General features: G+C 42.4%; 20 protein-coding genes. 5 read left to right on the top strand and 15 right to left on the bottom strand.

Annotation, left to right across the window (positions count from 1 at the left end):
- Positions 1–10 precede the first annotated feature (10 nt).
- Positions 11–844, top strand: coding sequence for an undecaprenyl-diphosphate phosphatase (locus IGJ74_RS08425; protein ID WP_005236259.1), 834 nt, complete (start codon positions 11–13; stop codon positions 842–844).
- A gap of 74 nt (positions 845–918) precedes the next feature.
- Here the strand turns inward: IGJ74_RS08425 and IGJ74_RS08420 are convergent, their stop codons facing one another.
- Together IGJ74_RS08420 and IGJ74_RS08415 are read right to left on the bottom strand one after the other, a co-directional pair.
- Positions 919–1,542, bottom strand: coding sequence for a DUF47 family protein (locus tag IGJ74_RS08420; protein WP_218193104.1), 624 nt, complete (start codon positions 1,540–1,542; stop codon positions 919–921).
- A 12-nt stretch (positions 1,543–1,554) separates the two neighbouring features.
- Entirely contained in the window at positions 1,555–2,610 is a 1,056-nt protein-coding gene (locus tag IGJ74_RS08415; protein WP_218193105.1) for an inorganic phosphate transporter, read from the bottom strand.
- Between the two features lie 236 nt (positions 2,611–2,846).
- Here IGJ74_RS08415 and rpsT point away from each other — a divergent pair, with 236 nt between their 5' ends.
- Positions 2,847–3,101: a 30S ribosomal protein S20 gene (rpsT, locus tag IGJ74_RS08410; protein WP_005230162.1), complete on the top strand. Its 255-nt coding sequence runs from the start codon at positions 2,847–2,849 to the stop codon at positions 3,099–3,101.
- A 52-nt stretch (positions 3,102–3,153) separates the two neighbouring features.
- On the opposite strand, the gene holA is transcribed toward rpsT, so the two are convergent.
- The 6 genes from holA to IGJ74_RS08380 all read right to left on the bottom strand — a co-directional run bounded on the left by holA (position 3,154) and on the right by IGJ74_RS08380 (position 11,643).
- Positions 3,154–4,173, bottom strand: a complete 1,020-nt coding sequence (gene holA, locus IGJ74_RS08405; RefSeq protein WP_301389368.1) for a DNA polymerase III subunit delta — start codon at positions 4,171–4,173, stop codon at positions 3,154–3,156.
- Between the two features lie 31 nt (positions 4,174–4,204).
- On the bottom strand, positions 4,205–6,448 hold the full coding sequence (locus tag IGJ74_RS08400) for a DNA internalization-related competence protein ComEC/Rec2 (protein WP_218193106.1): 2,244 nt from the start codon (positions 6,446–6,448) through the stop codon (positions 4,205–4,207).
- Positions 6,420–6,917 carry a ComE operon protein 2 gene (locus IGJ74_RS08395; RefSeq protein ID WP_218193107.1) on the bottom strand — a complete coding sequence of 166 codons (498 nt, stop codon included), beginning with the start codon at positions 6,915–6,917 and terminating at the stop codon, positions 6,420–6,422. Before IGJ74_RS08395 ends, IGJ74_RS08400 begins: the two co-directional genes overlap by 29 nt.
- Positions 6,918–7,010: 93 nt before the next feature.
- A complete protein-coding gene (locus tag IGJ74_RS08390) occupies positions 7,011–7,652 on the bottom strand; it encodes a helix-hairpin-helix domain-containing protein (RefSeq protein WP_008381358.1) in 642 nt (213 codons plus the stop codon).
- An 87-nt stretch (positions 7,653–7,739) separates the two neighbouring features.
- Positions 7,740–10,334 (bottom strand): family 78 glycoside hydrolase catalytic domain, encoded by a 2,595-nt coding sequence (locus tag IGJ74_RS08385; RefSeq protein WP_218193108.1) that lies wholly within the window; start codon positions 10,332–10,334, stop codon positions 7,740–7,742.
- Positions 10,335–10,353: 19 nt separating this feature from the next.
- Complete coding sequence (locus tag IGJ74_RS08380; RefSeq protein WP_218193109.1) at positions 10,354–11,643, bottom strand: PTS transporter subunit EIIC; 1,290 nt, start codon at positions 11,641–11,643, stop codon at positions 10,354–10,356.
- Between the two features lie 167 nt (positions 11,644–11,810).
- Between IGJ74_RS08380 and IGJ74_RS08375 the strand changes: the two genes are divergently transcribed.
- On the top strand, positions 11,811–12,836 hold the full coding sequence (locus IGJ74_RS08375) for an AraC family transcriptional regulator (RefSeq protein WP_155115770.1): 1,026 nt from the start codon (positions 11,811–11,813) through the stop codon (positions 12,834–12,836).
- Positions 12,837–12,954: 118 nt separating this feature from the next.
- On the opposite strand, the gene IGJ74_RS08370 is transcribed toward IGJ74_RS08375, so the two are convergent.
- Both IGJ74_RS08370 and IGJ74_RS08365 read right to left on the bottom strand, forming a co-directional pair.
- Positions 12,955–13,995 (bottom strand): CAP-associated domain-containing protein, encoded by a 1,041-nt coding sequence (locus IGJ74_RS08370; RefSeq protein ID WP_218193110.1) that lies wholly within the window; start codon positions 13,993–13,995, stop codon positions 12,955–12,957.
- Between the two features lie 196 nt (positions 13,996–14,191).
- Positions 14,192–15,991 carry a penicillin-binding transpeptidase domain-containing protein gene (locus IGJ74_RS08365; RefSeq protein ID WP_144330386.1) on the bottom strand — a complete coding sequence of 600 codons (1,800 nt, stop codon included), beginning with the start codon at positions 15,989–15,991 and terminating at the stop codon, positions 14,192–14,194.
- A gap of 170 nt (positions 15,992–16,161) precedes the next feature.
- Between IGJ74_RS08365 and IGJ74_RS08360 the strand changes: the two genes are divergently transcribed.
- Together IGJ74_RS08360 and IGJ74_RS08355 are read left to right on the top strand one after the other, a co-directional pair.
- On the top strand, positions 16,162–16,830 hold the full coding sequence (locus tag IGJ74_RS08360; RefSeq protein ID WP_005236299.1) for a response regulator transcription factor: 669 nt from the start codon (positions 16,162–16,164) through the stop codon (positions 16,828–16,830).
- Positions 16,820–18,262: a sensor histidine kinase gene (locus tag IGJ74_RS08355; protein ID WP_086317345.1), complete on the top strand. Its 1,443-nt coding sequence runs from the start codon at positions 16,820–16,822 to the stop codon at positions 18,260–18,262. The genes IGJ74_RS08360 and IGJ74_RS08355 overlap by 11 nt, the downstream gene beginning before the upstream one ends.
- Before the next feature lie 72 nt (positions 18,263–18,334).
- Here IGJ74_RS08355 and IGJ74_RS08350 read toward each other — a convergent pair whose 3' ends face one another.
- The 5 genes from IGJ74_RS08350 to IGJ74_RS08330 form a co-directional block, all read right to left on the bottom strand.
- Positions 18,335–18,952, bottom strand: coding sequence for an HAD-IA family hydrolase (locus IGJ74_RS08350; protein ID WP_016613374.1), 618 nt, complete (start codon positions 18,950–18,952; stop codon positions 18,335–18,337).
- 217 nt (positions 18,953–19,169) lie between these two features.
- Positions 19,170–20,762: a TPM domain-containing protein gene (locus IGJ74_RS08345; protein WP_430608752.1), complete on the bottom strand. Its 1,593-nt coding sequence runs from the start codon at positions 20,760–20,762 to the stop codon at positions 19,170–19,172.
- A gap of 140 nt (positions 20,763–20,902) precedes the next feature.
- Positions 20,903–22,252 carry a PFL family protein gene (locus IGJ74_RS08340; RefSeq protein WP_008381372.1) on the bottom strand — a complete coding sequence of 450 codons (1,350 nt, stop codon included), beginning with the start codon at positions 22,250–22,252 and terminating at the stop codon, positions 20,903–20,905.
- An 8-nt stretch (positions 22,253–22,260) separates the two neighbouring features.
- Positions 22,261–22,527, bottom strand: a complete 267-nt coding sequence (locus tag IGJ74_RS08335; RefSeq protein WP_005236306.1) for an ACT domain-containing protein — start codon at positions 22,525–22,527, stop codon at positions 22,261–22,263.
- A gap of 103 nt (positions 22,528–22,630) precedes the next feature.
- Positions 22,631–23,293 (bottom strand): 2,3-bisphosphoglycerate-dependent phosphoglycerate mutase, encoded by a 663-nt coding sequence (locus IGJ74_RS08330; protein ID WP_008381373.1) that lies wholly within the window; start codon positions 23,291–23,293, stop codon positions 22,631–22,633.
- Positions 23,294–23,398 lie beyond the last annotated feature (105 nt).

Here is a 23,398-nt window from a genome sequence, read left to right as displayed (position 1 = left end):
GACTGGACCAATGTTTTTTACAAATTTTATAAAGGCGATTTTATTTGGGATCATTGAAGGGATCACGGAATGGCTGCCAATTAGCAGCACTGGTCACTTGATTCTTGCCGACGAATTTATCGGTTTGAATGTTACCCCCGAATTTATGACGATGTTCAATGTTGTCATTCAATTGGGCGCGATACTAGCGGTCGTCTACTTATATTTCCATAAACTGAACCCTTTTTCCCCACAAAAAAATGAAATAGAGAAAAAAGATACGTGGACGTTATGGTTTAAAGTTATTGTTGCGGTCTTGCCATCGGTTATTATCGGATTGCCGTTAGATGATTGGTTAGATGCGCACTTCTACAACTTTTTCTCCGTTTCGATCGTCTTGATCGTTTATGGGATCGGCTTTATCGTAGTTGAAAAACGAAACAAGAATAAAGCACCGAAATGTACCGATTTGAACAAATTCACCTACAAAGCGGCCTTGATTGTCGGCATGTTCCAGGTATTGGCATTGATCCCAGGAACTTCTCGCTCTGGTGCTACTATCTTAGGTGCTATCATGATCGGCGCTTCTCGTTATGTTGCTGCTGAATTTTCATTTTTCTTAGGTATTCCAACCATGTTTGGTGCCAGTGCCTTGAAAATCTTCAAGTTTTTGAAAGATGGCAATGCCTTTGATTTCCAAGGAACCGTCATCTTATTAACAGGAACCATCGTCTCATTCATCGTTTCGATCATCGCGATCCGTTTCTTGATGAACTACATCAAGCGTAACGATTTTACCGTATTTGGATGGTATCGTATCGTATTAGGAATCATTTTGATCGGCTATTGGCTGATCCAATTATAAGCAAAAAGAGCAACTCTTGTGGCACTTACCTGCCCAAGAGTTGCTCTTTTTTTGTTTGAAAGGTCTCTAGTTCCTCACGTGTTTTTGATTACCATACCATCGATAATATCAACCGCACTTTCGGTGTCGTTGATAATTGATTCAAAACGATCAAAAACATCTTTCCATTTAATGATTTCAAGAACGTCCGTTTCGTCTGTGAATAACGCTTTTTTCATTTTTGAATACAAACGGTCTGCTTCTGATTCAATCGTATTCACATCATTGATCATTTGACGCAATGTTTTTGAATTTTTGAACTTAGGAAATTCTTTTAAGGCCGTTTCAACGCCTTGTGTCGCTTGAACGATCATTCCAGCAAATAAGTTGGTTTCAGGGCGGATCTTCGTAATGACCAAATTCTCAAATAAATAAGTCAGTCCCATAATGCCATCCAAAATATCATCTAGACGCTCTGAAATGACTAGGATGTCCTCGCGATCGATAGGGGTGATAAATGAATCATATAACTCATTGGTTAGCTCAGCGATCACTTTATCCCCTTCTTTTTCCAAAGCATGAATCTCAGCTGCTGCTTCGGTCAATGCTCGTTCAGAATAATCGTTGATCAAAAGCGAAAAACGTTTGGCAGCTAAATGGCCGTTCGTCGCCAACTGCTCCATTGCTGCAAAATAATCGAATCCTTTTTTTCGTGCCATTACTTTCTCTCCTCACAAAATTAGCAATAAAAATTTGACCATTAGAAACGCAATCAATCCACAGCCAGGAAAGGTTAAAATCCAAGCATAGATCATTTCTTTTACAATGCGCCAATCAACGCTAGAAAAACGCCGAGACGCTCCAACGCCCATGATAGCGGTCGTTTTCGTGTGCGTTGTTGAAACTGGGATACCAAATACGGAAGACAAGAACAAACAGATTGCTGCAGTAACATCTGCAGAAAAGCCTTGGTATTTTTCCAGTTGTACCATATCCATCCCTACTGATTTAATGATTTTCATCCCACCGACAGAAGTACCGATCCCCATGGTCAAGGAACAAAGAACCATCACCCAGAGTGGGATCGAAAAGCCATTGCCGGTCTTTTCAGCAAGATTGTTGTAGAAAAGGCCTAACATGAACACACCCATGAATTTTTGTCCATCTTGGGCACCATGCAAGAAGGCATTGGCACCAGCCGCAATGGCTTGACCAACTGTAAAAATTTTGTTGGCTTTTCGCCGTTGGGTATCGCGAAAGAGCCATACGATCAGTTTCGTGATCAGAAAGCCGCCAATGAAGCCCATCAACGTAGAAACGACAAGACCGATCAAAACTTTCAGCCACTCCTCGCCATTGACTGCATGTAACCCACCAAGGGCCATGGCTGCACCAGTCAGTCCTGCGATCAACGCGTGGGATTCACTGGTTGGGATCCCAAAATACCAAGCTGCGACCGTCCAAACAACAATTGAAAATAAGGCAGCGGCTAATGCGATCTGTGAGACCCGAAAACTCCCGCCTGAATCAAAAGTCACAATGTTGCTGATGGTTTCTGCAACTTGCGCATTAAAATACGTCATCACTAACACACCTAAGAAATTCATGACGACAGCCATGCCAATGGCGATATTCGGGCGTAAGACTCTCGTGGAGACAGCGGTTGCAATAGCATTCGGCGCATCCGTCCAGCCGTTGACGAAAATCACCCCTAATGACAACACAATCGTTAGAAACAAAGCGATATTCACATAGATTCCCCCATTTAAAAATTCCGAAGTAATCATAGCATAGAAAGCTCTTTCTGTGTAAACTTTTTATAACTATTCAGTAAAAAATGTGTAAAGAAGCATTTTTAAAATCCATAAAGCAAAAAATAGCACGGCCAAAAAACAAATTTTTGTGTTAAGTAAAATTTCTTTACAACTTTTATTGCAATCACTCTTGGCATTAGGTATAATGACTAGTGTTGATTTATACGTTTTCTAAACGTAATTGAACTTTTTTTTCGGAGGTGAAATACATGCCAAACATTGAATCTGCAATCAAACGTGTTCGCACAAGCGAAGCGGCTAATGCTAAGAATTCATCTCAAGTAAGCACAATGCGTACAGCAATCAAAAAATTTGATCAAGCTGTTGAAGCTGGTGCTGATAACGTAGATGCGTTATATAAAGATGCTGTTAAAGCAATCGATATGGCTGAGACTAAAGGATTGATCCACAAGAACAAAGCTAGTCGCGACAAATCTCGTTTAAGTAAAAAAATTGCAAAATAAGCAAATTAAGAAAGGCGCAGCAATCATCGATTGCTGCGCCTTTCTTTTTGACTTACTGTTTGCCATGTTTTAAAACAAATAGCTGGAACAAATACTCTTTGTCCATCTGGCCACTTTTTACTAAGTAATCATTTTCGATCAATTCGTTATAGAGCGCCGCTAATTGCTTTTCTCCAAAGCCTCGCGCTTGCTGCATCGCTAACTTCACTCGGTACGGATGAATCCCCAACGTTTCTGCGATATTGGCTTGCTGGTAGCCAATTTTCATCAAAATCGCTGCCTGTAACAGTAGACGGACTTGGCTGATCAAAATAGCATTGATCTTGATCGTCTCTTCCCCTTGCAATAATAGATCGTCATACAAGCGCAACGCATCCGATACGTTCCCTTTTAAGACATCACTGGTTAATTCAAAGACATTGTGTTCCAACGTCTTAGGGATCAACTGCAAGACGATCTCTTTCGTGATTTTATTGCCGTTTCCTGCATACAATCGTAGTTTCTGTAACTCCTGCATCGCTTTTGATAGTTGCAGATCCGTTAACCGTAAAAACAAATCAAACGCCTCTCGGCTCATCTCGATGCCATCATTGGCCAACGACTGTTGGAGATACTGACGCACGTCGGCTTCTTTCATAGGTGCGACATCAATCACAACTGCGGCTTTCTTCAGCTGCTTAGTAATTTTTTTCCGTTCATCTAATTTATCGACATCTGCAAAAATCACCATTACCGATGATTCCAATGGGTCTTTGATGTAATTCAAAAAATCATCTAGGTCATGCTCAGGTGCATTGCTCTTTTTTTCAGCCGTTAAGAAAAATGGCCGCTCAACGAAAAGTAATCGCTGATCGCCAAAAAAAGGCAACGATTGAGCTTCTTGGATCACCATATCAAGGGGATCTTTCTCCATGTCAAAGGAAGCAAAATTCAGATCATCTTTCCCAACGGAAAAACGCTCCAAAAAGGCCGTGCGAACTTGCTCTTGTAAAAACATTTCACTGCCGATGACTAGATAAATCGATTGCAACTCCTTGGTTCGAATTGCTTGCAACGCTTTTTGTAATTCCATCGTCCCCCCCGCTTTCATTCTTATCCTACCATTAGTCTATCGGATAGTCTAGCAGCGTTTTTATCAAAAATGTTTGTTGTTTTTCAGACCAAATAAATTGGATCATGCCCTGCTGATCCGTTCGCAAAACGGTCTGATTTGCCAATGTTTGAAGCACCTCTTCGTGAGGATGCCCGTACCGATTGTTCCGTCCACTTGAAACGATCCCGAATTGGGGATCTATTGCCGCAACAAACTCAGGTGCCGTCGAGGTTCGACTGCCATGATGCCCTAATTTCAATACATCGACTTTTAAATTCGGATAATCATGAATCAACTTTCTTTCCCCTGCTTGTTCGAGATCGCCAGTAAACAAAAATGTTTTATCCCCTACCTTGGTTTTAATCACCATCGAATCTTCGTTTTGTCCTGCACCTGAATCTGGTGCCAATACTTGCAACTGAAGGAAATCACCCACCACTTGGCCAACCGTCGTCCAAACAACACTTGTCTGCTTAGGCAGTTCGTTTAATAGCTTGGCGATGCGGTGATCTTGTTCACTTCCTGGCACGAGATATAACGTTTCAACGGGGATCACCTTCATCAAGGCTAGTGCGTCCCCCATATGGTCCGTGTCCCCATGAGTTAGAAACAAACCAGTAATCTTCCTGACTCCCTCCCCTTTCAAAAAAGGAATCAATGTAAATTCCGCGGCAGCTTGTCGATTGCGCTCTTGCCAGTTTTCTTTCGGAAAAGACAGTGAACCTCCAGTATCGATCACATAAACTTCGCGATTTTTTTCTGCCTGCAAAACGATACTATCGCCTTGACCAACATCGACATAACTAATGGTGGATAAAACGCGATTCTGCTGAAAGACGATTGGTACAACAAGCGAAAAACAGATCACCAGCAGCCACCTTTTCTTTTGGTAAAAGAGCATGCTGAATAAACAACAACTGCCAGCCAATCCTGCAGGAACGGCACCCACCGTTATCGATACGCCTCCTACAGCGCCCACGACAACTTCCACAAGCAGCAAAAGCCCTTCAAAAAGGGCAATCAGCCCACTGATGGTTGGAAACAGAGTCCCAGCAACGAACATTAAGAAACAGGCTGGCAGCAAAACCATTTGAAAAAATGGTAAAAAGACAAACGTCAAAAAGCCCCCAAATAATGGGAATTCATAAAAGAGCGAGGCAATGACAGGCGCAGCCAGCACCGTGAGGAACTGACTACGCCAAAACCACGTCAATTTGATCGGTCGCTGCATTACTATCAGGAAGGTCATCAAAAGACTTAGTTGCCCCGATGTTTGAAGCAATACTTTGGGATCAACGAATAAAAGAGCCGTTAAGACGATTCCATAATGATCACTTGCCGATAGCCGTTGTTGATAAAGAGTTGTTACTTGAGTAACCGATAATGCCAAGACAGCACGCCAGACACTAATGCCGCCGCCACAAAGACCAATTACGGCTAAGAAAAAGATCCCCATTGGCAACAGCATTTCTTTTTGCGTAAACCCCAATCGGCAGAAGCATCCGCGAAACCATTTGAAAAATAAGACGACATGCATTCCTGAGATCGTAAAGAAATGCAATAAGCCACTAGCATGATACATTTGACGTACTTCTTGAAAGCCATGGTCTTTAAAACCAAAGAGCAACGCATTGATATAGGCAGCAGAGCGTTCAGGAAAGATTCGTTGAACAGAAGAAATAACATCTGCTCGAACTTTTGCAAGTGAAAAGCCTGCATCTGCTTCTTCCATCCCTACCATTTGCTCGATATGGACTGTGCCAATAATTGATCGACTAGCCAGATAAGCAGAATAGTCAAATCCATGGCGGTTTCGTGGTTTTTCAGGAAGAGAAAAAAATCCTTTCACCAGCAGCTTTCTCCCCCAATCGGATCGATCCTGCCATTGCTGTTTTTCAGTCTCTGAAGAAATTGTGTAACGGCCAATCACTTTACCTGCAGAGGATTTTGCTTCAAATGTAAGTAGATCGCCATTGACTTTGATCGTGTCTGGCAGCACATTGACTACCCCTTGATACTCACCTTCTTGTATGTTCCCAGTCCGAGAAAGAGAAACGCGGACACTTAACAGCAACAGTCCGACAAAACAAATCATGCACAAAAATGCTTGTCGTTTTAAGACAAGCATCCCGAAATAATAAAGTGCAATGAGTCCCAGTAAGATGGACTGCCGATAGTAAGCAGTCACCGAACAAGCAAAAATAATACTAAGAAATAAAAATGAATCAGTTCTTTTTTGTTGGTTGTGCATCATTCAGCACACCAAACGAAAGTTTTTCAAAATACACCTGATCGAGTTCAACTTGGTGGACGGAAGCACCTACTTGTTGAATCAGTTCCATTGCATACTGATTGTTGCGATAGTCATTCAAATAATGGATCTTTTTGACCCCTGCTTGCAAAATTGCTTTCGTACAGGGAAGACAGGGAAAATGCGTCACATAGATTTCCGCATTGTCTGTTGAAACCCCTAATTTTGCACATTGCAATAAGGCATTCATTTCTGCATGAATCGTCCGAATACAATGGTCATCGACAACATAACAGCCATCGTCAATGCAGTGTACATCGCCACTGACGGACCCATTGTAGCCTCCAGCGATGATTCGGCGATCTTTGACTAATGTAGCGCCGACTTCAAGTCGGGAACACGTACTGCGTAAAGACAGTAATACAGCTTGTGCCATAAAATACTGGTCCCATGGGATTCTCGTATTGCTCATTCGTTTGCTCCTTTGTCATTGATTAGTTCTATTCTAATCGAATTTCTTGAATTTTCAACCGTCATTTCTTAGTATTTCTTACATTTATTTGGTTCAGTCCGCCACTGTAATCATCTCTTTCAAGGACTCAAAGGTCTTCTCTCCGATGCCTGTGATCTTTTTTAGGTCATCAATCTGTTTAAAAAAGCCATATTCTTCTCGGTAAGCGATGATTGCTTCTGCTTTTTTGGCACCCACACCTGGCAGTTCTTGCAGTTGCTGCGCATTGGCTTGATTCAGATTGATTTGTGTCACTGCTGTTTGGCTGCCACCTACTCCTGAAGCATTCATCTCCATAAACGCTTGATCCTCTTTATGAGGGACGATCACCATCTGTTGATCTTGCAGCACTTGTGCTAAGTTTATGGCTGTTTCTAACGCCTCTTCTGTCAGACCACCTGCTTGTTCGATCAATTCATACATCCGCGCACCTGATTTCAAGCGATAAATTCCCGGTTGGTGCACTTCCCCTTTGACATCTATAACGATCTCATACTCTTCATCGTGAAGACTATCTTCTTGAAGGGCTCCACCTTCCCCCATTTCAGACGATTGACCTGCTGCATCTGCCATTGAATGCCAGTTTGTTTCTTTTTTTTGCGAGAACGGTACAAACCAGATGATCAGCAACACCATCAAAACAGCACCACCAACTGCAAATCGCCAATAGTCTTTGAACAGCTTCCATCGATCCATTTTCACCACCTCATAGATGAAATACGCAAAAGATAGTAAACGACAGAAAAAAAGTCAACACTTTCCACGTGTCGACTTTTTCACTAGCTAAGTAGTAATCGTATATAAGCAGGAAACTTTTTTTCGCCCCCCCTCATCTTCTATTTTCTCACTGACTATTCTAAAACCTTTCATCTGACTGATTTCATAGCCACATGTTCGTGGCAACTCCACCGTTAAGCGAACGGTACGATCAGTCTTTTCCCAGCTTAAAGCTACTAATCCAAACGTACTTTGTAAGGAGCCTTTGACATGGGCTATAGGTACATCGAAGGCTGGTTGTATCAGTATCCCAGCGCTTGTCATCTGAATGCCTAATAAATGACGGACAAACCAATACCCATAAGAAGCAAACATGGCATGATTCAACGAACCCTCGTAAGTGGCTGAATGTTGCGGCGTTGGAAAATGTTCCATCAAAGTGCCGTTTCCGCTTGCCAGCATTGCTGCATAACTAGGCGCAGATTTCCTCGTTAACCAATCAAAAATAATATCATTATAGCCAGCTTCAGCCAGCAACTGATAACTCCATGCCATCCCGAAGATGCCGAAAGAGAAAATACCCTCTTGCTGCTTGATCCGTTGTACTAGTTTTGGCAATATTCGTTTTTTCTCACTGAGTCCTGTCTTCATTGCAAAGACCATACTAGACAAGGTGCCCGCACCGTATTGCTCATTTCCTTTAGAAAACTTCTGTTTGATTTGCAGTGTCGCGTACTGGATCGCTGCTGTCACTCGCTGACAATAGTCCTCGTTACCAATGATCCTCAAGTCGATCAATTCTTGGTAACGCTGTAGTAGAAGCAGATACATGCAGGCAGAGCAAAAGGACTGATCTGGCGAAGTAATAACCCCGTTTTGCTGAGTTTCATCAATTGCTCCCCAATCGCCGAGACAGCACTGGGCGATATAATCAAAATCAAAAGCGAGTAAATAGTTGAGATGCCTTTCCAACTGTGGACGCAGCTTGGCAACCGCTGCTTGTTTCCCATAGGTCTTCACCAAGGCCAAAGCAAGCTCTGGAACTACCAATTGCCACCCTAACGCACCACCACCATTTGATGGACCATTTGTCATGATTCCTACAAATGGCGCAGTTGCAGTCATTGCACCATCCGATCGTTGGTCGTTGGCAAAATCCCGCAACACTTTTTCCAACAACGGCTCAATCGCCAGATCTGCCATCTGCGTTGGTAGTAACGCAACGATGTCCCCACCATAACCAAAGCGCTCACGAGTGCAGTCCTCAAAATACGAGTGGATGTTGTTCAACCGCGTGGCTTGTCCAACCGCCCATAACTGATCCAAGAAAGGATCGGAGGTTTCAAGTGTCACCAACGATTTCACATCCGTATGCAAGCGATAGGCTTTGATTGCTCCTACAATCGCTTGAAGGTTGTCAGCAGGTTTCGTCTCGATCAACGCATAGCGAAAGGAATGATACGTGTAACGGTTTTCAAAAACGAACGTCTTCGCTGCCGTTTTCTCAATGATGTCTCGTTGAACGATAGGATCATCTGGCTGCTTCCCTTCATAGGGATTGTAGACGCCATAAGTTCCACTGATCGTAGACGTATAATCAGGGCTGCCTTGCTCGTCTAATGTTTCTGCATAGCTGATTCTGATCTGACCAATGAAATCTTCCTCAAGAGTACAAGTAAATTGACCGCTGATGATTTGACCGAAGTCAATGAGCAGTCCCGCTGCAGTTTCGGTCATTTTTTGGGGAACGATCGATTGTGTGCGCTTGATTTTTGGAATAAAGCTTGGCTTAAAACGTCCCGCGGGTCCAGCAATTTGTACCGTTTTTCCTTCTGGACGAGGATCAGGTACATCGGTAACGATTTCTCCTATATAAAGATTGTTTTGCAAATAAGGCCCAAAACTACTTTGCCACTGATTGTCTGAGTAAATGTAGCGATTCTCTCCTCCATCATTTAACTGAAGCTCCCCCCAGAAACAGGGTTTGCCGATCGCTAGTTGTTTGCGGATGTTATACCGACCTAAAATCTCAATCGGAGCAGGGTTGTACCAGCCATTCGCAAGTTCAACTTCGATCCGATTGTCTCCCTCCTGTAAAAAATCAGTTAACTCATAAGTATCATAGTAGACGACTCGATCATAGTTCGTTACATCACTGTTTAAATAAACATCTGATACCGTTTTTCCATTAACAGACAAGCGATAAAAACCAAGCCCGCAGCAATCAATCACTGCATAGGAAGGACACTTTTCCAGTGTGAAAGAGCGAGACAAGCAGCTATTTTTCTCTTCTGAAAAGTAAAAACGTTCTTTTTTAATAGGATCATCTAAGCGAGTGATCCACTTGCCCATAGTTTCTTTAGGTTTCTCACGCTTTGCTATCGTGAAAAACACACTACTGTAACTGGTGACATCGTTTCCTGCTCCGGCGGTCAATTTGACTTGATATTTTTTTCGCTGCGGATGCTGTGGCAAGTGGACCGCCATTTTATTCTCAGAAGCGGCTATGTTGGAAACGTCATACACTGCTTGCTGCTGTTCATTGAAAATTTGCAATCGGTAGCCTTGGTGATTGGTCATCGACCATTCAATAAGGATCGGATCATTTAAATCCACTGTTAATGGCTTTGTCATTCCGTTGATGGTTATCGTTTCTTTCATAAGCTGCTCCTTTCGTGGGTTATTGTGCTTCTTCAACACAGATCTGCTTATCAGCAACTTTGATAAATGGCAACCAAATCATCGTTGCGATCACGATCAAGACGATTTGTAACAATGCGCCCATGATACTACCAGTGACAAAATAGCCGCTAATGATCGGCGGAGTCGTCCACGGAATTTGCGCAAGCCCAGTTGGGATCGGGACTAGCCCGAAATAAAAAGCAAAGTAAGCGACGATCGTTGTGACGGCATTTGCAAAAACAAAAGGAATGATAAAACTGAAATTCAACATCAACGGTATCCCGAACAACGCTGGTTCACCGATATTGAAAATATAAGGAACACTAGCAATTTTTCCAACCTCTTTGTACTGTTTACTTTTTGCTACGATCAAAATAGCAATGATCGCACCAACGACGCCAATCGAAGCAAAATGATTCCGAAAACTCATACTGATAATATTCGTTGGAATCTCTCCCGCCACTGATGCCACACGATTTTGGTCTTCAAGGACTTGATGGATTGGGTCCATCACTGCTTGAATGATCGAGGTTCCATGAAGGCCAAAAAACCATAGGAATTGCTCGAAAATTTTCACAACGACCATTCCAACTAGGGAGCCACCTAACATAGTTAATGGAATACCAAGGGTCCCATTGATCAACGTCATGGCATCACTGTTAAATAAGGCTTCGATGATGAGTCGGATGACCCAAATCGTCGTGATGACAAGAAAAGATGGAATCACCGATTCGAATGGACCAGAAACAGCTGGTGGTACCGCTGCTGGCATTTTGATTTTGATTCCTTTACCCTCAATTTTTTTATAAAGAACTGTACTAAAAATACCGACAATAATCGCTAAAAACATCGATTGCGCGCTAACGCGGGTGATATCTAAAAAAGTCCCTGCTTCCATTGCATCAAACGGTGTTAATAGTAAAAAGGAAACAAAAGCAGTTAAGACACATTGCAAAACGTTTGTTTCAAGTTTTTCTGCGAGTGATTTTGCGAGGGAAATGACAACTAGCAAACCACCGATTGCGAGTGTGGCATTGTTGACATAGAGCAATTTCTCTTGCCAGACACTAGCATCTTCTGTTCGCAACACCATAGTAATAAAATCGGTCACTTGTTGGATCGGAAAAAAAGCAATAATTAAAAAGATCGACGCAATAAAGGTGAATGGCATGTAAGCTAACATTGCATCCCTAACTGAAGTAATATAAATATTCCCATTAACTTTACTTGCAAATGGACCAAGGGTACTTTGGATCTTATCCCCTAATGATGGTTTGTCGTGGTTCATGGTGATTCCCCATTTCTTTCGAATTTGCTGGTACTATTGACTATTATTATCATCCGGATTATGATAATTGATAACGCTATCATACAAGTATTATATACTATCTCTACCTGTCTTCAATGACGATACTCTACTATTTCATTGACTATTTTTTACCTAAGGAGAAAGCGATGGATAAACAGAACATTCTGCAGCAGTTACAACAATTGACGACTACCGAAGAAATAGCCCTTAAAAAGACGCAATCCCTTCCATACAATTATGAGGATTTTAAGAAAGTCTACACTGAAAAAAATGAGCCAATCTACCAATATACATTCGAAAAACACCTTTCTCGTCTCATACGAAAACGGCCGCAAGATAGCGGATTTCTTAAGACAAGCCAGCTCTTAATTTTAAAACATGCACGCTTTTCTTCTACGCCACTACATCAGCATGATTTTATCGAAATGAATTATGTTTTTTCTGGAACAGTCACGATTATGATCAATGAGAGAAAAGTGATCCTAAAGGCAGGTGACTTTTGCTTACTAGATACAGGGGTGATCCACCAAATTATCGAAACAAATCAAGACGACATTGTTATTAACTTTTTGATCAGCAAAGAGTACTTTTCCACCCAGATGCTCAGTCGGTTGGCATCCAATAGCATGATCGCCGATTTTGCCATCAATGCGTTATCTGAAAGCCAAAAGCACAATCAATACCTAGTGTTTGAAACGAGTAACAACGACTATTTGATTGATGCGATTTTTGGGGTCTTGGCCCAGTTCTTCAATCCCTCCTTCGGTTCTCATGAGGTCATCCATTCCTATATGATCATTATTTTTTCCGAACTCGTTCGTAACTTCCAAGAAAAACAACGGATCGAGTCGCAAAAAAGTGACCAACTGTACCTCGGAGAAGTGTTGGACTATCTGGAGAAACATTTCGCTACTTGCACACTAGCTTCGGTTGCGGAGGCATTTGGATACAACCCGAGCTATTTGAGTCGCCGTATCAGTCAGCAGCTTGGTCGATCCTTTGTGACGATCCTTCAAGAATTAAAACTCAATCAAGCCAGTTTATTGTTGAGAAGCTCTTCTCTTCCTGTGGAACAAATCGCACACCAAGTCGGTTATAAAAATGTCTCATTCTTCTATAAGCTATTTCAAAAGAAGTATCAGTGCTCTCCTCATGCCTACCGTCAAAACTAAACAATACTGCTGCACACCATTTTATCGACAAAAAAACACTACTCACTTGATGCTGCTAACGCAACAATCTCAAATGAGCAGTGTTTTTTAACTAATCAGTTTCAAGCAATTCAGGAATTCACGACGCCGATCCTCGGTGATACAACGTTGTATAATATGGCTGTTCGCTGGTATCGATCGCAATACCGATCCCGAGAAATTGATACTCATCGTTTAGAATCGTTGCCCGATGTCCCTCTGAATTCATTAAACCTTGATGGGCGTAAATACTGCTGGCTTGGCCAAATGCCAAATTCTCCCCTGCAGCAGTGAAGCTGATCCCGTCTTCTTGCATCCGATCAAATGGAGTCGATCCATCTAACCCAATATGGTCAAAATATCGATGTTCTGCCATGTCTTGGCTATGCTTCACGGCAGTCTCACTGGTTGCTTCACTGAATCCAAGGGGCGACAAACCAAATTTCACTCGGGTGGCATTCGTTAATTCAAATAACTGTGTTCGTAAGCCGCTTAAAATGGCGGCTTGATTTTGGCGAAAATCATTCGCATGGCGTGTTTCTAACGAGCGATTGATGATTTGAATCGCAGTCACTGTATCTTCGGCATGAACATCATAGAAAAAAGTAATCAATTGATCGTCTTGTAGGAACAGATCATAGTCGGCATCGGAATCGATGCGATACCGTCTTGATCCTCGTTGTAGACTTTCTTGGCTCGTACCCATCTGATTACGAACGCTGGCTTTTGAAGACCCGATACCTAGCGTGTCATCGATAAGAATCGTGTCTTGATTCGTATAGATCCCTTGCGCAATATCATGTTCATCGTACATCACCATCATGAAGTTACGAAAATCATCGTGATAGGAAGTCCAGTTCAGTCCATATCGATTCGCTGATTCATTGATCGCTTCTCCAAAGGTTTCTTCGATCACTTGTCGTGATTCATTATATAAATATGTCTGGGCAGGTGTTTCTGCCGATGGCCTGGCTGAAGTGTCTTGTGAAGGAGAAAATTGGGACGAGAGAGATTGAGTGATCTCGTTGAGTCGAGCATCCCAAAATGCCAAGCGCCCGTCTTGCCATGTAATCATCTGGCTTACAAAATAAAGAAGCCCGATGAGAAAAATGCTTTTGATTAAGAATTTTATTTTTTTCATATGACACCTCCGTCAATGAATCATTATGTGTTAGCTGTAGCGCGATCGTTTATCCACTCATTCATCCCTAGATTGGATCGCTGATAAACCGTCCTGCCTTTTCTAAAGACTATCATTCCTGTGGAAAATTGACCAGCTGCAGCATGAAACTTCTTAGATGGTCTATGTCTTTTTAAGCTCCTGTTAAGAAACTTTTTTACTCACGAAAACTTTGCAGCGCCATCGAACGCTCCATCAATGGATTGGCAATTTTAGCTAAGGTATGACGATCGTATTCCTCTGGTCGCTTGATAGTGAGGTAAAGAATAAACTGTGGATCATCCGTTGGATAGATCGAGACCGCCGAATAAATATAATCAAACTCTCCTGTCATGTAACCTTGACCATTCTCATTGGCGATCTGAGCAGTCCCAGTTTTGACAGAAATCTCATGGTTCGTCAGTTGGTATACATCATAAGCGGTGCCATAGCGTTCATCCGTCACTACATCGGTCATGTATTCCAATACAGCATCAGCCGCTGTTTGTGAAATAGGCTGAGAAACGACTTCTGGAAAAACTTGGGTCTCTTCTCCCACTTGCCGAATCAATTGCGGACGAATCATCTCGCCACCATTGGCAAATGCGCTAAATAACTGCATCATCTGCATCTGATTGACCCCAATCGCATGGCCATAAGAACTCATGGCATAATCCACCCGATTTCTTGAAGGTAAGATACCAGGCACCTCACCGGGAAGCTCACTTCCTGTAACTTTCCCTAGTCCAAAATCAGTTAAATACTGCGCCCATGCATCAAAACCGATCCGTTGCTGAAGTCGAACCATCCCAGTGTTGCTTGACCAAGCTAACGCTTGCCGCATCGTCAACTCACCATTTGCTCCTGAGTCGTGGTCGTTGATGACTCGATCTTCAATCTGCATACTCACAGGATTGTAGCGTTCCGTCGGATCAAAAACACCTTCATCAATCGCTGCCGCAACGGTTGCCAGCTTCAAGGTCGAACCTGGTTCATACATCTCTTCCGTAAAAAGATTACGCCAAATAAAGTGCTCATCCGCAATTCCTTCTTGGGTCTCTGGATGAAAACTAGGTCTTTGAGCCATCGTTAAAATCTCTCCAGTTTTCGCATCCATTAATAAAGCCGTCAGATTCTCTGGTCGTGTTTGTTCCATAACCTCATCCATCACTGATTCAGTGAATAACTGCAGATGAGCATCTAATGTCGTCCAAACATCGTTCCCATCTACGCCTTCTTCTACCATTTGATTGGTTGCAGGAACAGGATTCCCTGAAGCATTGACTTGAAAAGACTCTCGCCCATTTTGATTCTTCAAAAAGTCGTTCAGTACATATTCTAATCCAGAAACTCCGACTCGAATTTCATCATCATCTGACGTTGTCCCTATCAAATGTGAAGAAAAGATGCCATTCGGATAGCTGCGACTTGAACGAGCATCGAAATAGATACCATTGATTCCAGCTGCATCAAACGCCGCTTCGATTTGATTTCGAGTGGTCACACTTAGACCACTGCCAACATTGCCAAATTCCACTTGAAAGACAGGCGGGTCTATTTGATTCGCACCGTCTGTCAAGATAGACAAAACTTGCTCGTTAGAAATAGGTAAATACTCCGAAAGAATCGTTGCGGTCTCCTCAAAGCGCGCTCTGTCTAAATACATGGGTCGGCCATTATCAATGTAATCTTCAGAAAGAACCGCTCGAACAGTATAGGAAAGAATATCTTGTGCGATCACTGTCCCCTGCCGATCAAAAATCGCCCCTCGACTTGTTTCGATGGATCGTGAACTATAATACAAACTTTCTATTCTTTCAGACAAAGAGACGCCAGCAATCACGCCGACTTGAACAATGTAAATCAAACGTGCAGAAAACCCCATAAAAAGCGCAAGACTGATTATGTATAACCAATGACCGACTAGCTTACGATTTTTCTTCGCTTTTTTCTTTTTGACTATATGATAGTCATACATCGCCAAAGCGCCCCTTTCGATCGAATATACCTCTATAGTATTGGGTATTTGTGATGATCTTGTGAGGGAAAGAACAATTATTTTTCAAAGAGTCATTTTCTTATTAATTCAGCGATTATGCTGTGATATACTTTAAAAAATATAAATTATTTTTAAGGATGTGAATAAAATTGCAAAAAATATTGATTGTCGATGATGACACTCATATGCGTGCCCTAGTGAAAACTTATGCGGAGATCGAAGGGTATCTATGTTTTGAAGCATCAGATGGAAAAGAAACTTTGGAAAAATTAACCAATCATTCATTCGATTTGATTCTCCTAGATGTCATGATGCCGGGAAAAGATGGCTTTCAGACGCTTTCGGAAATCAGAGGTAGCTGTAACACGCCAGTCATCATGATTACCGCTCGAAAGGAAGAGTATGACAAACTCTTTGGCTTCAATCTTGGTGCCGATGATTACATCGCCAAGCCATTTAGCCCTAAAGAGCTGATGGCTCGCATCAAAGCTGTGTTGAAACGAAGTAGTCAATTTCAGTTCGAAAAGATCGTTTATGGCGATCTCGAAGTCAATGTTTTTTCTCATACTGTAACGATCAAAGGGAATCCTCTGCCGCTTACGCCAAAAGAATTCGATCTGCTGGTCTATTTGACAAAAAATAATCATATTGCTTTGAGCCGAGAATCAATTTTAGAAGGTGTCTGGGGCTTCGATTATTTCGGTGATACCAGAACAGTGGATACACACATCAAGTCCTTGCGAGAGCGTCTAGGGGATTACCGAGAGTTGATCCAAACGGTTTGGGGCGTTGGGTATAAATTTGATTATGAAGACTAGTCGGTTAGGTTTTACTTACATCAAAAGTAAATTACTCGTGCGGCTTTGGTCCGCCAATATGCTGCTGGTCGTCATTGGCATTGCTTTTTTATGGACTGTTCAAATTTTGCTCTTTGAACCAAATTATATCAATGTAACAAAAGAATCACTTTTAGAAACAGTTCAAGAAACAGCTGCCGCTGTTGAAGAAATGGCAGTAGATCCAGATGATTTACCAGAAGATCCATTGCTTTTCCTCAGTAAAACGATCGTTGGGACTCTTTTTTTAGTCGACGAGTATGGCGAAATTCTGGCGGCATTTAACAATGGACAACAATTAAACATAGATGGGTTGAGCAACGAATACAGCTGGTTGTTATCTCATGCACCCACTGTCCTTAACGGTGAGAGCCTTAGTGCTGTAGAAGACTTTGAAAAGTCTTCTGCCATTCTTATTGGCGTTCCTACGACTCTTTTCCAACGCCCAGCTGCCCTTTTGCTCTCCAATACGATCACTCAAATCGAAGCGCTTCAAAGCATGAATCGACAGCAACTCTTTCTATTCACCATCATATTAACAATTTTTGCATCAACGATCTCCTTTTTTTTAGCACAGCATTTTATTCGCCCGATCAAAACCATCAAAGAAGCCATCATCCGCTTAACCAACGGAGAGCTTTATTCCGTACCCAAACTAAACCGTGGCGATGAATTAGGTACACTTTCTGAATCTGTTGCGGACTTAAGCACAGAACTTCAGCGAGTAGACGTGTTGCGAAAAGAAGTGATTGCCAATGTTTCTCATGAACTACGATCCCCCCTCGCGTTGATCACGGGTTATGGGGAGATGGTACGTGATGTTTCTGGAAGTGACGAACGCCTTCGAAAAGAACATATGGAACTAATTATCAGCGAAGCCCACCGTATGAGTGCCATGGTTGATGACATCATGGATTTCTCTATCATGCAAGCAGGCTACACACAACTTAAAAATGAAATCTGGAATACATACGAGGTGGTTTCCTCCGTCGTTGCCTACGCAAGAGGGATCGCCAATCAATATGACATCACTGTCGATTTTGAAGCAGATAGTAAGAATGGAATTGCTCTTTTTGATCGCATCAAAATGGAACAGGTTTTGCGTAATTTAATAAACAATGGCATCAACCATACACCTAAAAACGAGCGTCTTTTGATCAAATTAACGAATACATCTACAAGAACAAAAGTTGCTGTCATCAATCCCGGAAAAGATATCCCTCCAGAACAACTCGAACTCATTTGGGAAAGATACCAACGCGTCCAACATCAAGCAGGACATAAAGAAGGAACCGGCATCGGCTTAGCGATCGTGAAAACCATTTTGACTTCTCACGCCTTCGATTATGGCGCTGAGTCGAAAAATGGCGTGACTTCTTTTTGGTTTGTTGTGCCGAGACTAGAAGACCAATGAGAACCACGTTTATACCGTTCATCATAAGTAATGAATGTCTTACTTTCTTTGCACAAAAAAAGCCTTGATTTCTCAAGACTTAATGATTTCTTGTATTTCAGCCATGGATTGGACGGTATGGTCGGCGGATACATCTTTTAAGAGACCTTCTATATCATAAAATATCGTCTTGACACCTGCTCCTTGTCCTGCAAAAACATCCATCGTACGATCGCCGATCATGACGGTCTGATCTTTGTCTAAATGATATTTTTCGACAAGATAAATCAATGAAGTTGGATCAGGTTTACGGGGAAAGTTGTTTTCCGGTCCTACGATCTCAACGATCAGGTCTGCCATCTGTTCTTTTTCTAACAGCTCTTTTGTTGAAACGACATCGCGGTGGGTCAAAATGTAGTTCTTGCCACCAGCAGCAACCACGGCTTCTAATGTTTCTTTGGTTCCTACAAAGGAAAGCGGCAAACGATCATCCAGCGCTTCATTTGCTTTGAATGCTTTAGTGAACTCTTGAAAATCTAAGTTGTATTTTTCAGCAACTTTTTTGGAAGATGAATCTTTCAATATATAATAAATCTCCGCTGGATCTGGATCGAAGCCATACTCCTTCAATGTCTTAATAAAAGCTTTTAACATGATTGGGTAGCTGTCGTAAAGTGTTCCGTCAAAATCCCATATGTAAGATTGGTACATGATATCCCTCGTTTTCTCCCTTTTTCAAATGAATGAAAGTTCCATTCATTTTCTGTAACTCTAAAAAGTTTACCACACTTTGTTTGGTTTGTCTTATTTATCAAGGGATTTCCTCCACAAGAAAAAACGCCATTGACTATACAATCCTTCCGCTTGCACAAACCTACATGCAAGCGAATGTATTGCAGAACAATGAACGTTCCTCCTTACGAAAAAATTACCAGCTACCAGAAACACCGCCACCGCTGCTACTTCCTCCGCTAAAACCGCCAAAATCATTCGAAGAACTTTGTGTATCGGCAATGACTTGTTCTTGATGGGACACGTGATTATTCATCATCACAAAGAACAACGCCATATTCATCCCATGCGGGTCATACTCTTGGCGAGCATTATTTAAAACTGCTGCTCGATCAGAAGCATCAAATGAGGATAATTTGTTTGCTAAATCTGGGTGATTTTGATAAACCTGTTTCAAGTCAACTTGGAACAAGGCATCTGTTTTCACTTCCGCTAGAACATTAGAAACTTCTTTCGGAATGGCTTGTACCATCTCAGGATAGGTCGCTTTTTCCGTCACAAGTTGAGCTAAGTATCGCCCTTGCTCATTGCGTCTTCTGATCTCTTCTTTAGCTTGCTTGGCTATTTCTGCTCGATAAGCATCTGCTAAAGGCAGATTTTCGGGTAACACCGCATCAGTCAAATCGTAGTCTGCCATCCGTTCAGTCACTTCCCTGCCTAATTGGGCTTCATAGGTTTTTAAGGTGTCATGTTGTGTAAGGATCACCTGACCGAAATGTTTGACCGTGGTTTTTTTCTTCATCAGCAAGTTTGAAAAATAAGAGCCAATTGCTGGATTCGTCAAGGCATGTTGGATAACTCGTTTATCCGCAGTCGACAATCCGGTGATCGAGCTCAATTTCGCTGGCACGTAAGTACTCGTCACATACTGCGTAAATGCTTGTTGACAATCTTTTGCTGTCTGATACTGATGGTAACGCTGATAGTTCTTTCTATTGCTAGCCCATTTCAAGAAATCTTTCTGTTGGAAGTGACTATCTTCTAACAGATGTTTCGGCAACGGCAGGTGCTCTTCAAATCGCCGTTTGGTTTTAAGATGGCGAAAACTGATGAACCCGACAAGGCTTGCAGCTGCTGCCGCTAAAACACCACTGACGATTTTTCCAATAGTGAACCACATTTGCTTAGTGGATTCTGCTTCTTGTGCCTGTTTTTCTGCTAACATTTGATTGCCATCTTGATAAATCGTCCCTAATCCAATCGTTTCATCCGCTTCTTTCATTCGCTGATAGACTTCATTAGAAGCTGCCAATATCGCTGTATCATAATCTTCATCTCGTAATGCGTCTTTGGCATCTTCATCCACTAAATCATCTTCCGATAGCTCACTGAAGACATAGGATAGTCCATCGCCATAACCCAGACGAAATTCACGATCATCAATGGCAAAGAGAAACAATAGTCCATTATTGTCCTCTGGATTTCCTAAACCATATTCATTGAACAGTTCCAAATTACGCTCTTCAATCGATTGCCCATCTAAGGAAGGGATCGTGATCACAGCATATTCTGGCGCGCCAGTCAATGATTGGAACCCCTCTTTATTCAAGGCATCGATCTGTTCGATCGTCTCTTGTGAAAGGACCCCGGCATCATCGCGAACAAATGTCTGTCCGAATGCAATTGATGGTTGAAGGACAAAAAATCCCATCAAACCAACAAAAACCAACATCCCAAGTTGGAAGATTTTCTTCATTTTACCACCCCTTTTTATCGTGTTATCTTTCATTGTATTCGATTCCAAACAAAAAAACATCCGCCTTAGGAATGAAAAAAATAGTAACAGGACCAAAAAACCTTTAAAAGACAGCATTCTGATTAGTCTTTTAAAGGTCACTTTATCATATTTTCTTACAAAATGAACACGAGCTAGTTTTTAAATGAATGGATCGGTGCGGGAATACGGCCGCCACGCAAAATGAAATCAGTAGACTTCGCAGGATTGGTTTTCATCACTGGCGCTGTCCCTAATAACCCACCAAACTCGATGCGATCGCCGATTTCTTTGCCTTTCGCTGGAATGATTCGGACAGCTGTCGTCTTGTGGTTGATGACACCGATCGCTGCTTCATCCGCGATCATTGCGGCAATCGTCTCAGCCGAAGTATCTCCCGGAATCGCAATCATATCTAAGCCGACAGAGCAGATCGCCGTCATGGCTTCAAGTTTTTCTAAATTCAATAAACCAGCTTCTACTGCTTTGATCATTCCTGCATCTTCAGAAACGGGGATAAAAGCACCCGACAGACCACCAACATGGTTGCAGGCCATTACGCCGCCTTTTTTGACTGCATCATTTAACAATGCCAAAGCAGCTGTCGTTCCGTGGGTACCGACAGATTCTAAGCCCATTTCTTCTAAAATCAATGCCACACTATCACCAACAGCAGGAGTTGGCGCCAGCGAAAGATCGACGATCCCGAATGGAACGCCCAAGCGCTCTGAAGCCACGCGCCCGACCAATTGCCCCATCCGCGTGATCTTGAAAGCTGTTTTTTTGACTGTTTCCGCCACGACATCAAAGGACTCGCCTTTGACTTTTTCCAAGGCACGTTTGACGACACCAGGTCCGCTGACACCGACGTTGATTTCCACATCAGCTTCACCGACCCCATGAAAAGCCCCCGCCATAAAGGGATTGTCTTCCACTGCATTCGCAAAGACGACGAGCTTCGCACAGCCCATATCTGATGCCTCAGCCGTCTTCTTGACTGTTTCTCCCATCAGACGTACTGCATCCATGTTGATCCCAGCTTTCGTTGATCCAATATTGACCGACGAACAGACAAAATTGGTTTGAGCCAAGGCTTCTGGAATCGATTCGATCAATGCAAGGTCGCCGCCTTGATAGCCTTTTTCTACTAGTGCGCTATAGCCGCCGATGAAATTTACTCCGACTTCTTGCGCCGCTCGATCCAAGGTCTTCGCAACTTTGATACAGTCTGCGGGTGTCGGCTGGCAAGCTGCCACTACGATCGCTACAGGGGTAACCGAAATCCGCTTGTTAATAATCGGAATGCCATATTCACTTTCGATCTCTTCGCCGACTTTGACAAGATCTTTCGCTTTTGTTGTAATTTTTTGAAAAATTTTCTCACAGGTACGATCAATATCGGCGTCGATACAATCCAATAATGAAATCCCCATCGTGATCGTACGAATATCTAAGTTTTCTTCTTCCACCATGCGAATGGTTTCAAGTATTTGATTTGTCTCCATAGTGCCTCCTATAATTTATGCATGGTATCAAAAATCTCTTGATTTTGAATGCTGATTTTCACACCTAATGCCTGACCTATTTGGTGAAGCTCCTCACGAACACCGTCAAAATCCTGATTGGCATCCATGTTTAAAAGCATCATCATCGTGAAGTAATCTTCCATGATCGTTTGGGACACATCTAAAATATTGATTTCTAATTCTGCTAATTTCTGGCTGACACCGGCGATGATCCCAACCTTGTCTTTTCCAATAACGGTTAATACGGCTTTCATATTCTCCCGCCTTTCATTAAATTTTTCTTATTATAGCACAACAAAACCACATTTTCGATGTAACATCAAACGAAAATGTGGTTTATTCTTTAAATGTTCGTTATTACGCCCGTTCAATCAAGTTTGCTTGGCTATCAAACTCATAAATGATCGGCTGTGCGTTAGGAATATCGATCGTATCCATGTCATCTTTGGGCACGTCCTCTAAGTATTTGACTAACGCCCGCAAACTGTTCCCATGACCAGTAATGAGAATATTCTTATGATCTTTAAGTAACGGAACCACCTGATCTTGCCAAAATGGAACCACTCGGGCCACGACCATTCCCAGATTTTCTCCCTTAGGAATCAAGCGAGGATCCAAAGAATCGTAGCGTCGATCGAAATCATTTTCCTCCACATATAAAGGCGGTTCATCATATCCACGACGCCATTTTTGCACCTGTTCTTTTCCATATTGTGCCACCATCACATCTTTATTGACCCCAACCAGTTGCCCATAATGACGCTCGTTTAAGCGCCATGTTTTGTGTACAGGGACCCAAAGCTGATTGCTAGCTTCCAAAACGGCATCACACGTGATGATCGTTCGTTGAAGCACAGATGCAAAGGCAAAATCAAAAGTAATCCCCATTGCTTTGATCTGTTCCCCTGCTACCCATGCTTGTTGCCGGCCTTTCTCGGTCAGCGAAACATCCAGCCATCCTGTCCAATAATTTTCGAAATTTGCTTCACTTTCTCCGTGTCGAATCAATACGACCTTCATCCTACCGCCTCCTCTTCACTTTTATTATCGCAAGAAATCAAAAAAATGTCTTATGTTTCGTTTTTTTTGGCTTCTTCTGAGACCATTTTCCATTTGTTCATTCAG

Source organism: Enterococcus sp. AZ009, assembly GCF_050548785.1.
GTDB lineage: Bacteria > Bacillota > Bacilli > Lactobacillales > Enterococcaceae > Enterococcus_D > Enterococcus_D entomosocium.
Note: the sequence above shows the minus strand (reverse complement) of the source record. Positions and strands in the feature narration are given on the sequence as shown.

Coding starts and splice junctions, on each gene's coding strand:
- IGJ74_RS08400 (WP_218193106.1), bottom strand. CDS start 6,448: ATGATGCACAACCAACAAAAAAGAACTGATTCATTTTTATTTCTTAGT.
- IGJ74_RS08335 (WP_005236306.1), bottom strand. CDS start 22,527: ATGAAAGCCGTATTAACCGTTATTGGAAAAGACAAGGTTGGGATCATC.
- IGJ74_RS08395 (WP_218193107.1), bottom strand. CDS start 6,917: ATGAGCAATACGAGAATCCCATGGGACCAGTATTTTATGGCACAAGCT.
- IGJ74_RS08390 (WP_008381358.1), bottom strand. CDS start 7,652: ATGGATCGATGGAAGCTGTTCAAAGACTATTGGCGATTTGCAGTTGGT.
- IGJ74_RS08370 (WP_218193110.1), bottom strand. CDS start 13,995: ATGAAAAAAATAAAATTCTTAATCAAAAGCATTTTTCTCATCGGGCTT.
- IGJ74_RS08350 (WP_016613374.1), bottom strand. CDS start 18,952: ATGTACCAATCTTACATATGGGATTTTGACGGAACACTTTACGACAGC.
- IGJ74_RS08415 (WP_218193105.1), bottom strand. CDS start 2,610: ATGATTACTTCGGAATTTTTAAATGGGGGAATCTATGTGAATATCGCT.
- rpsT (WP_005230162.1), top strand. CDS start 2,847: ATGCCAAACATTGAATCTGCAATCAAACGTGTTCGCACAAGCGAAGCG.
- IGJ74_RS08345 (WP_430608752.1), bottom strand. CDS start 20,762: ATGAAAGATAACACGATAAAAAGGGGTGGTAAAATGAAGAAAATCTTC.
- IGJ74_RS08420 (WP_218193104.1), bottom strand. CDS start 1,542: ATGGCACGAAAAAAAGGATTCGATTATTTTGCAGCAATGGAGCAGTTG.
- IGJ74_RS08365 (WP_144330386.1), bottom strand. CDS start 15,991: ATGTATGACTATCATATAGTCAAAAAGAAAAAAGCGAAGAAAAATCGT.
- IGJ74_RS08380 (WP_218193109.1), bottom strand. CDS start 11,643: ATGAACCACGACAAACCATCATTAGGGGATAAGATCCAAAGTACCCTT.
- holA (WP_301389368.1), bottom strand. CDS start 4,173: ATGGAATTACAAAAAGCGTTGCAAGCAATTCGAACCAAGGAGTTGCAA.
- IGJ74_RS08355 (WP_086317345.1), top strand. CDS start 16,820: ATGAAGACTAGTCGGTTAGGTTTTACTTACATCAAAAGTAAATTACTC.
- IGJ74_RS08330 (WP_008381373.1), bottom strand. CDS start 23,293: ATGAAGGTCGTATTGATTCGACACGGAGAAAGTGAAGCAAATTTCGAA.
- IGJ74_RS08385 (WP_218193108.1), bottom strand. CDS start 10,334: ATGAAAGAAACGATAACCATCAACGGAATGACAAAGCCATTAACAGTG.
- IGJ74_RS08375 (WP_155115770.1), top strand. CDS start 11,811: ATGGATAAACAGAACATTCTGCAGCAGTTACAACAATTGACGACTACC.
- IGJ74_RS08340 (WP_008381372.1), bottom strand. CDS start 22,252: ATGGAGACAAATCAAATACTTGAAACCATTCGCATGGTGGAAGAAGAA.
- IGJ74_RS08425 (WP_005236259.1), top strand. CDS start 11: ATGTTTTTTACAAATTTTATAAAGGCGATTTTATTTGGGATCATTGAA.